Here is a 14,459-nt window from a genome sequence, read left to right on the forward strand (position 1 = left end):
TCCCTTTTTTATTTTCATGATATTGTTCTCTATAATTTGAAATGAACCTCTTTCTTTGGGAGATGCTGTTGTAGGTTTTATTGTTTTCTTTGATAGTCAAGTTTAAAATTTTGTTAATTAGGACTTGAAGCTAATTTAGCACATCTACATTTTATCTCTATAAATCATTTTGATGTTTTTATTGTTGAATGCTTTTGAGATTTTAAATTTAGGTATTTTATTATGTTTTTTAGGCTTATTGTTCAAGTTTTATTGAACTTGTTGCAAGTACTTTGCGGCTTGAAATTTATTCGTAATTTATTTTGTATTTGTTGTTTAAATGAGGAAGTATTATTTCTCAACTTAAAGTATAGTGATAAAATTATGACAAATAAACATTGTAACTAGAATATAAAAATTGGTTTTGAAAAAAAATATTGGCAATCTAAAAATTTATAAAAATTATGTTTAAATATTCTCTCGCCTTTTTTATTGAGGATATGAGATTTAAACTTTCTGGAGCCTTGATTTTCTTTTTTATTAATGCGCGAAGAAAGAATTGGGTTCAAGAATGTACAATACGTATTGAAAATGAAGGGATAATTTGCATTCGTAAATGTGTTTCGCCTGTGTATGTTTATGAAAATTTTAAAAAAAGGTATCTAAAGTGGTTATCAATATTGAGTTTAAAGCATATTGACAGTTCTTAATCGGATTCTTTTGGATGTAGATGTTTTTGGGAATGATTGTGGACATAAAAAAAATGTTTAATTTTTAAGATAAGTATATACATTTTAATTAAGTCAGTGTATCAAAATTACCATCATTTACTTAAGGATATGATTTCAGTAATATTTGCTATGTGGGTATTCTTTACTATACTGTTCTCCAAAAAATAAAACAAAGTTTTCCCGAAACTAAAAACAATGACAAAGTTGAATAATTTCACAAGATAACTAATTTCAAGAGCGTTAACAGTTTCTGTAATATGGTAGTTACTTCCAGTTGTAAACTGTAAGTGTAAGAATTTCAGTAGGTCCGGACTTTGTAGGCCGCAATAACACTTTACTTAAAAAGAAGAATCCAAGGACGATAGAGTATGATAATACTATATATATCTACTTTTTATTGCGCTATGTTCCGACCAAGTTAATAGCAAAGCTTTAGGATGAAACAAAAAAATGACCGCTTCTAGAGATATTCATGTACTATATATATCATTGATTAATAAATTTAAACTCTTCAAATTTTTAAAGGAGTAAGTGCCCTTTCATAAGACTAATCTATTCAAATCTGTGTGTTTCTGTTAGAAAATCATAATATGAAAATAGTGCAACAATTTAATAAAATATAATATGATGAAAAAAATACTTTTTCAATTGTTAACAATTTGGCTGATGCTTTTAAGTATTGAAGCTAATGCACAATATGGCGCCGCTGGAAGCGTAATAAAGACTACTATTGCTACAATCCCAAATACTTGTGCAGGAAATGGAAGTATTATGGCAACTTTTAGTTCTGCCTTAAATACTACCATTCAATTAATAAAAGGGGGTTCTGTAATAGGTCCTTCAAGTCCTTATTCTTTTTAAAATTTGCAATAGGATATAACTTATGAGATAAAAGCAATTTGTTATCTAGATAACAGTATTGTGCATTCTACTAATACTAATATTACTGTTGGAGATAATTATGTGCCAGTAAGTGTTGCTGACATTGTAATATCGAAAGTATGTACGAATTTCATACTTGAAGGAATTTTCATACTAAATATGGTTACTAGAGAAAATACTTCTTGTAACTACTTAGGATGAAACTTGATCTAAAAGCTATTTATTTTTATAGCTAAGTTATTATTTACTAAAATGAATATTTCACTTACTGTGACTATCCTAGTTAAGAATATAGATACTTATTTAAGTTTTTTTTTCTTTAAAGGAAATCTTTTTAGGCTGTTACAGTATTAATATAAAAATAAATTAAAAAAAAAAATGGGAATAAATGGTTTTTTAAAATGCAAATTTTTGCATAGATTTTTAATAGGTACTGCCCTGTTTTTTGGTAGTTATCAGGTAAGGGCTCAGTTTCCTTATGCGGAAAGTTTTAAAAACAGTACTGCTCCAGGGGTTAGCTTTTATGGAGCTCCTACTGCTTTCCTGACTGGGGGAGCCGGACCGATAGAAGGAGGATATAATGATCCGGAAGGTAGTGGCTATCTGAGGCTTACGTCTTATTTACGGGGTCAAAGTTCTTTTATAACATCTGAAGGTATTGTGTTTCCTTCTAATTTTGGTATCAATATTTCATTTGAGTATTTTACTCACGGTGGTGGTGGTGCCGATGGTATTGGTTTCATTTTATACGATGGATCAGTAACTACTCCTGCCATCGGGTATGGTGGTGGGTCTTTTGGTTATTTTAATTTTGAGGGCGGATATCTTGGTGCTGTTTTGGACGATTTTGGTTATTTTTCATGGGCTGTGGAGGGGCGACCAGATGGACCAGGCCGAATGCCTAGTAGTATAGCTTTGAGAGGTCAAGGTCCAGGATATAATTATTTAACAGGCACTCAAACTACTGCTTTAGCTTCTCCATTCTATATTAAAGGTAATGATAGAAATGCGGTATTTGGTGATCCAGGTTATAGAAAAGCAGAATTCGAATTAAAACCACGGGTTGGTGGAGGGTATTTTATTACTATATATATCACTCATGGATCTACACGTACTAAGGTTGTAGATAATTTTGCTGATACGAATATTTCTCCGGCCACTTTAAAGTTTGCGATCTCAGCTTCTACAGGAAGTACTACAGATTTTCATGAGATTCAGAATTTAAGGATTGATGTTGGTGATCCCGATGGATTACAGATCCCGGTATCAAATGATGATTCATTTTATGGTTGCGCTGGAATAGCGACTTCTTTTGATTTTTTAGCAAATGACAACAGTACAATCAATGCTGGAGGTTCTGTTAATAGAGCAAGTGTAGATTTAGATCCTTTAGCACCAGGAATACAGCAGTCATATACTATTATAGATAAAGGTACATTTACTTATGATGCGGTAACGAATCAGGTTGTTTTTACTCCTGCAAACAGATTAATTACAGGTCCGGTTACAATACGCTATTCTTTTGATGATACTTATGGTAAGTCGTCTAATATTTCAACCATTACCTATGATGTAATGGAGCCGGCAATCTTAGGTAACACAGTTACGCAGCCTGCAACAACTCCTTTTACTTGTGGGTCTGGAGATCCTGCAAATATAGTAGGTAGTACTAATGTATCTGGAGGAGTTGGAGGTTTTACATATCAATGGCAATCTAGCACTGATAATATTACTTTTACTGATATAGTTGGAGCTACAGGTTTAAATTATGATCCACCTACTATAAATGTTACTACTTATTTTAAAAGAGTTACACGTTCCGGAAGTTGTAGTGACTTACCGGGTAGTAATGTTGTTGTTTTTATAGTTACAAATTGTATCGATGCAGTAGTTGATACTTTCCCAACACAAACACCAGGTACTACAACTCCAACCACAGTTGGAAATGTAACGACAAATGATACCTTGAACGGAGTTCCGGTAACGGCTAGCAATACTGATGTTACTCCGGTAACAGCAGGTCCGGTTTCTATCGATGCAACAGGAGTAGTAACCCTTGCGGCCAACACACCATCAGGCAGTTATCCAATTACGTACTCGATATGTGAGGTTGACCCAACTACAGGTACTGCAGTGACTCCTTCAAATTGTGATTCAGTAACAACTACTGTTGTAGTTTCAAATCCAATTGATGCAGTTGCAGATACTTTCCCAACACAAACACCAGGTACAACAGTACCGACAACGGTTGGAAATGTAACGACAAACGATACATTAAATGGAGTTCTGGTTACGGCTAGTAATACTGATGTTACTCCGGTAACAGCAGGACCTGTTTCTATTGATGCAACAGGAGTAGTAAGCCTTGCGCCAAACACTCCATCAGGAAGTTATCCAATCACGTACACGATATGTGAGGTAAACCCGGTGACAGGATTGGCAGTAGTGCCTTCAAATTGTGATTCGGTAACAGATACTATCGTGGTATTGAATCCAATTGATGCAGTTGCAGATACTTTCCCAACACAAACACCAGGTACTACAACTCCAACCACAGTTGGAAATGTAACGACAAACGATACATTAAATGGAGTTCCGGTAACGGCTAGTAATACTGATGTTACTCCGGTAACAGCAGGACCTGTTTCTATTGATGCAACAGGAGTAGTAAGCCTTGCGCCAAACACTCCATCAGGAAGTTATCCAATCACGTACACGATATGTGAGGTAAACCCGGTGACAGGATTGGCAGTAGTGCCTTCAAATTGTGATTCGGTAACAGATACTATCGTGGTATTGAATCCAATTGATGCAGTTGCAGATACTTTCCCAACACAAACACCAGGTACTACAACTCCAACCACAGTTGGAAATGTAACGACAAACGATACATTAAATGGAGTTCCGGTAACGGCTAGCAATACTGATGTTACTCCGGTAACAGCAGGACCTGTTTCTATCAATGCAACAGGAGTAGTAAGCCTTGCGCCAAACACTCCATCAGGAAGTTATCCAATCACGTACACGATATGTGAGGTAAACCCGGTAACAGGATTGGCAGTAGTGCCTTCCAATTGTGATTCAGTATCAACAACTATCGTAGTTTCAAATTCAATTAATAGTGTAAGCGATACTTTCCCAACACAAACACCAGGTACTACAACTCCAACCACAGTTGGAAATGTAACGACAAATGATACCTTAAATGGAGTTCCGGTAACGGCTAGCAATACTGATGTTACTCCGGTAACAGCAGGACCTGTTTCTATTGATGCAACAGGAGTAGTAACGCTTGCGCCCAACACCCCATCAGGAAGTTATCCAATCACGTACACGATATGTGAGGTAAACCCGGTAACAGGATTGGCAGTAGTGCCTTCCAATTGTGATTCAGTAACAACTACTGTTGTAGTGTCAGGATCAATTGATGCAGTAGTTGATACTTTCCCAACACAGACACCAGGTACTACAACTCCAACCACAGTTGGAAATGTAACGACAAATGATACCTTGAACGGAGTTCCGGTAACGGCTAGCAATACTGATGTTACTCCGGTAACAGCAGGTCCGGTTTCTATCAATGCAACAGGAGTAGTAACGCTTGCGCCCAACACCCCATCAGGAAGTTATCCAATCACGTACACGATATGTGAGGTAAACCCGGTAACAGGATTGGCAGTAGTGCCTTCCAATTGTGATTCGGTATCAACAACTATCGTAGTTTCAAATTCAATTAATAGTGTAAGCGATACTTTCCCAACACAGACACCAGGTACTACAACTCCAACCACAGTTGGAAATGTAACGACAAATGATACCTTAAATGGAGTTCCGGTAACGGCTAGCAATACTGATGTTACTCCGGTAACAGCAGGACCGGTTTCTATCAATGCAACAGGAGTAGTAACCCTTGCGCCCAACACCCCATCAGGAAGTTACCCAATCACGTACACGATATGTGAGGTTAACCCGGTAACAGGATTGGCGGTAGTGCCATCAAATTGTAATTCAGAAACTATAACTATCGTAGTTTCAAATCCAATTGATGCAGTTGCAGATACTTTCCCAACACAGACACCAGGTACTACAGTACCGACAACGGTTGGAAATGTAACGACAAACGATACCTTAAATGGAGTTCCGGTAACGGCTAGCAATACTGATGTTACTCCGGTAACAGCAGGTCCGGTTTCTATCAATGCAACAGGAGTAGTAACGCTTGCGCCAAACACTCCATCAGGAAGTTATCCAATCACGTACACGATATGTGAGGTAAACCCGGTAACAGGATTGGCAGTAGTGCCATCCAATTGTGATTCGGTAACAACTACTGTTGTAGTGTCAGGATCAATTGATACTGTTGCAGATACTTTCCCAACACAGACACCAGGTACTACAACTCCAACTACAGTTGGAAATGTAACGACAAACGATACCTTAAATGGAGTTCCGGTAACGGCTGATAATACTGATGTTACTCCGGTAACAGCAGGACCGGTTTCTATCAATGCAACAGGAGTAGTAACCCTTGCGCCCAACACCCCATCAGGAAGTTACCCAATCACGTACACGATATGTGAGGTTAACCCGGTAACAGGATTGGCGGTAGTGCCATCAAATTGTAATTCAGAAACTATAACTATCGTAGTTTCAAATCCAATTGATGCAGTTGCAGATACTTTCCCAACACAGACACCAGGTACTACAGTACCGACAACGGTTGGAAATGTAACGACAAACGATACCTTAAATGGAGTTCCGGTAACGGCTAGCAATACAGACGTTACTCCGGTAACAGCAGGTCCGGTTTCTATCAATGCAACAGGAGTAGTAACGCTTGCGCCAAACACTCCATCAGGAAGTTATCCAATCACGTACACGATATGTGAGGTAAACCCGGTAACAGGATTGGCAGTAGTGCCATCCAATTGTGATTCGGTAACAACTACTGTTGTAGTGTCAGGATCAATTGATACTGTTGCAGATACTTTCCCAACACAGACACCAGGTACTACAACTCCAACTACAGTTGGAAATGTAACGACAAACGATACCTTAAATGGAGTTCCGGTAACGGCTAGTAATACTGATGTTACTCCGGTAACAGCAGGACCTGTTTCTATCAATGCAACAGGAGTAGTAACCCTTGCGCCCAACACCCCATCAGGAAGTTACCCAATCACGTACACGATATGTGAGGTTAACCCGGTAACAGGATTGGCGGTAGTGCCATCAAATTGTAATTCAGAAACTATAACTATCGTAGTTTCAAATCCAATTGATGCAGTTGCAGATACTTTCCCAACACAGACACCAGGTACTACAGTACCGACAACAGTTGGAAATGTAACGACAAACGATACCTTAAATGGAGTTCCGGTAACGGCTAGCAATACAGACGTTACTCCGGTAACAGCAGGACCTGTTTCTATTGATGCAACAGGAGTAGTAACCCTTGCGCCCAACACCCCATCAGGCAGTTACCCAATCACGTACACGATATGTGAGGTAAACCCGGTAACAGGATTGGCAGTAGTGCCTTCCAATTGTGATTCGGTATCAACAACTATCGTAGTTTCAAATTCAATTAATAGTGTAAGCGATACTTTCCCAACACAGACACCAGGTACTACAACTCCAACCACAGTTGGAAATGTAACGACAAATGATACCTTAAATGGAGTTCCGGTAACGGCTAGCAATACTGATGTTACTCCGGTAACAGCAGGACCGGTTTCTATCAATGCAACAGGAGTAGTAACCCTTGCGCCCAACACCCCATCAGGAAGTTACCCAATCACGTACACGATATGTGAGGTTAACCCGGTAACAGGATTGGCGGTAGTGCCATCAAATTGTAATTCAGAAACTATAACTATCGTAGTTTCAAATCCAATTGATGCAGTTGCAGATACTTTCCCAACACAGACACCAGGTACTACAGTACCGACAACGGTTGGAAATGTAACGACAAACGATACCTTAAATGGAGTTCCGGTAACGGCTAGCAATACAGACGTTACTCCGGTAACAGCAGGTCCGGTTTCTATCAATGCAACAGGAGTAGTAACGCTTGCGCCAAACACTCCATCAGGAAGTTATCCAATCACGTACACGATATGTGAGGTAAACCCGGTAACAGGATTGGCAGTAGTGCCATCCAATTGTGATTCGGTAACAACAACTATCGTAATTTTAAATTCATTTAATAATAATGTAAGAGATACTTTCCCAACACAAACACCAAGTACAACAGTACCGATAACAGTTGGTAACGTAACGACAAATGATATGTTGAACGGAGTTCCAGTGACTGCAGACAATACAGACGTTACTCCAGTAACAGCAGGGCCGATTTCTATCGATCCAACAGGAGTAGTAACCCTTGCGCCCAACACTCCATCAGGAAGTTACCCAATCACGTACACGATATGTGAGGTAAACCCGGTGACAGGATTGGCGGTAGTGCCATCAAATTGTTATTCAGAAACTATAACTATCGTAGTTTTAAATCCAATTGATGCAGTTGCAGATACTTTCCCAACACAAACATCAGGTACTACAACTCCAACCACAGTTGGAAACGTAACGACAAATGATACCTTGAACGGAGTTCCGGTAACGGCTAGCAATACTAATGTTACTCCGGTAACAGCAGGACCATTATCAATTGATGACCAAGGAATATTGACCCTTGCGCCAAATACCCCATCAGGTAGCTATCCAATCACGTACACGATATGTGAGGTAAACCCGGTAACGGGATTGGCAGTAGTGCCTTCAAATTGTGATTCGGTAACAACAACTATCGTAATTTTAAATTCATTTAATAATAATGTAAGAGATACTTTCCCAACACAAACACCAAGTACAACAGTACCGATAACAGTTGGTAACGTAACGACAAATGATATGTTGAACGGAGTTCCAGTGACTGCAGACAATACAGACGTTACTCCAGTAACAGCAGGGCCGATTTCTATCGATCCAACAGGAGTAGTAACCCTTGCGCCCAACACTCCATCAGGAAGTTACCCAATCACGTACACGATATGTGAGGTAAACCCGGTGACAGGATTGGCGGTAGTGCCATCAAATTGTTATTCAGAAACTATAACTATCGTAGTTTTAAATCCAATTGATGCAGTTGCAGATACTTTCCCAACACAAACACCAGGTACTACAACTCCAACCACAGTTGGAAACGTAACGACAAATGATACCTTGAACGGAGTTACGGTAACGGCTGATAATACTGATGTTACCCCTGTAACAGCAGGACCATTATCAATTGACAACCAAGGAATATTGACCCTTGCGCCAAATACTCCATCAGGAAGTTATCCAATCACGTACACGATATGTGAGGTAAACCCAACGACAGGATTGGCGGTAGTACCATCCAATTGTGATGCGGTAACAGATACTATCGTGGTATTGAATCCGATCGATGCGGTAAATGATACAATGCCACCAAGTAATGGAGGATTGGGTAATCCAACAGTGGGTAATGTTTTAACAAACGATACTTTGAACGGTTTGGCTGTAAGTATTACAGATGTAAACTTAGTGGTAAGTAATCCAGCTACGCCATTAACTTCAGGAGCTCCAGTTCCAGTTGTTAATCCAGCTACAGGTATAGTAAGTATTCCAGTAGGAACACCAGCAGGTATTTATACTATTACCTACCAAATCTGTGAGAAATTGAGCGCTACAAATTGTGATACAGCAATAGTAACTGTACCAGTAATAGTTCCAGTAATCGATGCTGTTGATGATGACTATACTGGAACTCAAATTTACAGTTATCCAGGAGGTAAAACAGGTGTAGTTCTAGGGAATGATACCCTAAATGGTAATCCTATAGTATTAAGTACAGGAGAGATAAAACTAACAGGAATTACGGTTCCAGATGGTTTAATATTAAATGATGATGGTACTGTAAGTGTATCTCCAAATACAGCTTCAGGAATCTATATTGTTAATTATATGATTTGCGATGTATTGAACCCAACAAACTGTGATAGTGCAAATGTTACAATTAAAGTACTTCCGCAAAATCCATCTATTGCTTTGGTAAAAACTGCTGAGTTTCTGGATGAGAATGGAGATGGATTAGCACAAGTAGGAGAAAAAATACGATATAATTTTGTCGTAACTAATACGGGAGATGTTCCATTGGTTGATATTACAATCAGTGATCCATTACCTGGAGTTGTTATCTCTGGCGGCCCAATATCTTTATTGGCTGGCGAAAGTGACAGTACAAGTTTCACAGGAACTTATACAATTACAGCTCAAGATTTAAGTAACGGTAGTGTTTCTAATCAGGCAACTGTTTCAGGAACAAGTCCACTAGGTATTATTGTTAAAGATTTATCTGACGATAGTAGTGTTGCCAATGATAGAGTAACAGTTTTAACTATTAATGGCTGTAAATTAGAAGTCTTTAATCTTGTTTCTGCAAATGGAGATGGAGATAATGATTACTTCCATATTGAAGGTTTAGATTGTTATCCTAAAAATTCAGTTGAAATCTACAATCGCTGGGGAGTACTTGTCTATTCGGCAGAAGGCTATAATAATAAGGAGATTTCATTTAAAGGTTTCTCTGATGGACGAGCTACAATTACACAGTCAGAAGGATTACCTGATGGGACTTACTATTACATTTTGAAATTTACAGATTTCGAAGGAAGAATTTTAAGCAAAGCAGGATATTTATATCTAACGAAATAGGAGAATATACAGGGGACAATATAATTATTGTCCCCTTATATAATTTTTTTCTAAATGTTAAGCTGTGTGGTCAGTGTTATATTGATTATTAATTAAAAAGAGATAGTATTCTAAAAACAAATAAATAGGATTTACATATGAAAATTAAAAATACTTTTTTCGCAATATTACTCCTAACAAGTTTAGGGAGTTATGCCCAGCAGGATGCTCAGTATACCCAATACATGTATAATACTATTAATGTGAATCCAGCTTATGCCGGATCAAGGGGGGTAATGAGTATTTTTGGATTGTACAGAACCCAATGGGTTGGGTTAGACGGCGCACCAAGGACTGGTACTTTTTCAATTAATTCCCCTTTGGGAAGTAATCTTGGAGGAGGATTGTCTTTCGTTAGTGATAAATTGGGACCAACTCAAGAGAATACGTTGTCAGCAGATTTATCTTACACTATTCAAACTTCAGCATTTTATAAATTATCTTTTGGAGTGAAAGCAAGTGGTAATTTTTTTAGTCTAGACCCTAGCAAATTAAATCCCAAAGACTCAAATGATCCATCTTTACAAAACTTTGATAATAGTTTTTCTCCTAATGTAGGAGCAGGTATATATTTCCATTCTGATCAATTGTATGTAGGATTATCAGCACCTAATTTATTTGAGAGCAATAGATATAATGACAATGAAGTAGTAGTTAATAAAGAGAAAATGAACCTGTATTTAATAGGAGGTTATGTTTTTGATTTATCTCCTAGTTTAAAGTTTAAACCAGCTTTTTTATTGAAAGGTGTATCAGGATCTCCATTGCAATTGGATGTGTCAGGAAATTTCATGTTTAATGATAAATTTGTTTTGGGATTGGCCTGGAGATGGAGTGCGTCAGTAAGTGCTATGGCTGGTTTTCAGATTACTGATGGTATGTATATTGGTTATGGTTACGATTTAGAAACCACTAAATTAAATAATTATAATTCAGGCTCTCATGAAATATTTTTGAGATTTGAATTACCTAACAAAACGAATCGAATAATTTCTCCAAGATTCTTTTAAAATTTACTTATTTATGAAAACGAAAATTTACAAGTTTCAAAGAAACTATTATAAAAAATCAGCAGCAATGAAACTTTTTTTCTTACTAATATTTGTTTGTTCGATGAATGCTTATTCACAGAAAACAAGAGAGATAAAAGGAGATAAGGAGTTCGATAAATATGCCTATATTGATGCGATAAAAACCTATGAGCGTATTTATGAAAAAGGATATAAGTCACAAGATATGCTTGAAAAACTTGGGGACTCATATTATTTTAATGCTGATTTAAACAATGCAGCAAAGTGGTACAATGAATTATTTTCATTTACTCAGGATGTGGCACCAGAATATTACTATCGTTATGCTCAATCATTAAAGGGAATACAAGATTATAAAAAAGCTGATGAAATGATGTCTAAATTTTATAAAATAAATAGCTTAGATTCCCGCGGTGTGTTGGCATCATCTCAAAAAAATTACTTAGATGTAATTAAAAAGAATTCTGGCCGTTATCAAATTGAAAACGCCGGAATTAATTCAAAACATTCAGATTACGGGAGTGCATATTATAAGGATAAAATAATTTTTGCCTCAGCAAGAGATACTGGAACTGTCATAACAAAAAAACATTCCTGGACAGGAGAAGGATTTACAAATCTGTATTCCGCTGAGATGAATTCGGAAGGAAAACTATCTGGGGTAAAAAATTACGGAAAGATGCTTAATACTAAATTGCATGAATCTACACCTGTTTTTACAAAAGATGGTACTACTGTTTATTTTACAAGAAACAATTATTTAAGAAAAAAAGGAAAAGATAAGGAAGGAACTACTCGATTGAAAATTTATCAGGCAAAACTACAGGGTGATAAATGGACCAATATAAAAGAGCTGCCATTTAACAGTAATGAATACAGCGTTGCACATCCCGCTTTAAGTGCAGATAATAAAACGTTGTATTTTGCATCCAATATGCCTGGAACTTTAGGAGGATCAGATATTTTTAAAGTAAAAATCAATGATAATGGAAGTTTTGGAACTCCTGTCAATTTAGGAAAGGGAATAAATACAGAAGGACGCGAGACTTTTCCGACGATAACTGCAGAAAATGAATTGTACTTTGCTTCAGATGGGCATCCTGGCCTTGGAGGTTTGGATGTTTTTGTGTCTAAATTAGACAAAAGTGGTAATTTTGGAGATGTGATAAATGTAGGGGAACCGTTGAATAGTTCCAAAGATGATTTTGCTTTTTTAATTAATGAAGGGACAAGAACAGGATTTATAAGTTCCAATCGAGAAGGCGGTGAAGGAAGTGACGATATTTATAGCTTTGTAGAAACTAAGAAAATAGCATACACTTGCGAACGATTATTATCTGGCATAGTAACTGACAAAAAAAGCGGATTGCCACTTGCGAAGGTGAAAATTTCATTATTTGATAACTTGTCAAAAGAAATAAATTCAACAATAACAGATGATAATGGTAATTATTCTTTTGCTGTAGAATGTGGGAAGTCATATGTTGCAAGAGCAGAAAAAATAGAATACAATGCCAATGAAAAAAACGTCGTTATTGCCGAGACAACCGAAAAAATTGATTTATCGTTAATTCTGGATCCAGTAGGAGAAGGATGCAGAGTTACAGTTGGTGATGATTTGGGGAAATGCTTTGACATAAAAATGATTTATTTTGATTTAGATAAAGCCAATATAACAAGGAAAGCTGAATTAGAATTAGCAAAAATACTTGATGTATTAAATCAGCATCCTAACTTAGAAATTGATGTTCGTTCTCATACGGATTGTAGACAAACGTATGCTTATAACATGAAATTATCAGATCGAAGAGCCAAATCAACTATTGCCTGGTTTGTCAAAAAGGGAATTAGTCCAAAGAGATTAACTGGTAAAGGTTATGGCGAATCAAAATTGGTGAATGATTGCGGTTGCGAACCGACTAATGTGTCAAGTTGTACAGAAGAGCAACATTCGGCTAATAGACGTTCAGAGTTTATTATTACGAAGTTGTAATACTTGATTGTTTGAGTTTGATAAAGCTCTATAAGCAAGAAAAATTGTTTGATAGAAATGTTAGATATTTTTTTATTGTATTTAAAATGATGAATTTTTTACATTAAAAGGAGTGATTTAGTTCTGGGAATTGGTTGTAAAATTCTAAAAAGATATTTTAGATAATAAGTGTTATCATGAAAACTTTTAAAATTATTATAATAAGCTTATGTGTTTTTTCTTCTAGAAGTTTTGGGCAGAATAATGTTTCTATTACTCCTGTCGTTACTACAAAAAATACATCTTCATCAAAAGATATTGAAGCTGATGGAGATCTAGTTATAAAATCGTACTATGTCGTGGAAACAATTAATATGGTTTTTGGAAAAAAAGTCACCAAATATGAAGTTTCAAAATTAGACATGATTGATACATATGATTTAGGACCAAACAACACAAGAACAATAACGCCTATTTATAAAAAGAGAAGAGTCGCTAAAATTGAAATGCTGCCCAAGCACAGTAAAGATAATAATGATACAACAACGATTCCTCCAATTAAAATTTCGGATATTGCTGTAGCCGAAAACCAAAAATATATTTTTGTACACCCAACAGATACGTATAAGAGAATTGTTGACCAGGGATATGTTACAGTAGATATGCTTATAAAAGTGGCAGATGAATGTTATTTTAATGGTAAAATGAATGAAGCCGTTTGGTATTATGCAAAGTTACTGAAAGTGTCTCCTGAAATAGAAGCTTCGTATTATTACAGATATGCTCAGTCATTGAGAAGGGTTGGACAAAAAGAAAAAGCAGATAAAATAATGGCACTATTTGAAAGTAAAATGAAAATAATAAAATAGACAGAAACAATTAAATTGTTCTGTTTATCAAATATGCGTTAGGGATTTGTTAGATAGAAATATGTAATTAGACAGTTGTAAAAATATTTTACAACTGTCTTTTTGTTTTGTAAGTGTTTTGTATTGCATGTAATTCTTTTGTTTTATAGATACTAAAAGATGTTTAATAATGTTATCGTGAAAAACCTTATGGAATTTTAAGAGGGCACTGAAAAAC

The 14,459-nt window shown here is 36.5% G+C and carries 5 protein-coding genes; all 5 read left to right on the forward strand.

The window, feature by feature from the left end:
• Positions 1–1,337: 1,337 nt before the first annotated feature.
• The 5 genes from AC3IPI_RS11900 (at position 1,338) to AC3IPI_RS11920 (ending at position 14,242) form a co-directional block, all read left to right on the forward strand.
• Positions 1,338–1,571, forward strand: coding sequence for a hypothetical protein (locus tag AC3IPI_RS11900; protein WP_489159140.1), 234 nt, complete (start codon positions 1,338–1,340; stop codon positions 1,569–1,571).
• 432 nt (positions 1,572–2,003) lie between these two features.
• On the forward strand, positions 2,004–10,331 hold the full coding sequence (locus AC3IPI_RS11905; protein ID WP_489159141.1) for a T9SS type B sorting domain-containing protein: 8,328 nt from the start codon (positions 2,004–2,006) through the stop codon (positions 10,329–10,331).
• A 137-nt stretch (positions 10,332–10,468) separates the two neighbouring features.
• Positions 10,469–11,380 (forward strand): PorP/SprF family type IX secretion system membrane protein, encoded by a 912-nt coding sequence (locus AC3IPI_RS11910; protein WP_489159142.1) that lies wholly within the window; start codon positions 10,469–10,471, stop codon positions 11,378–11,380.
• Between the two features lie 67 nt (positions 11,381–11,447).
• A complete protein-coding gene (locus tag AC3IPI_RS11915) occupies positions 11,448–13,394 on the forward strand; it encodes an OmpA family protein (RefSeq protein ID WP_489159229.1) in 1,947 nt (648 codons plus the stop codon).
• A gap of 176 nt (positions 13,395–13,570) precedes the next feature.
• Positions 13,571–14,242 carry a tetratricopeptide repeat protein gene (locus tag AC3IPI_RS11920; RefSeq protein ID WP_489159143.1) on the forward strand — a complete coding sequence of 224 codons (672 nt, stop codon included), beginning with the start codon at positions 13,571–13,573 and terminating at the stop codon, positions 14,240–14,242.
• Positions 14,243–14,459 lie beyond the last annotated feature (217 nt).

The organism is Flavobacterium sp. GL_143, from assembly GCF_057834355.1.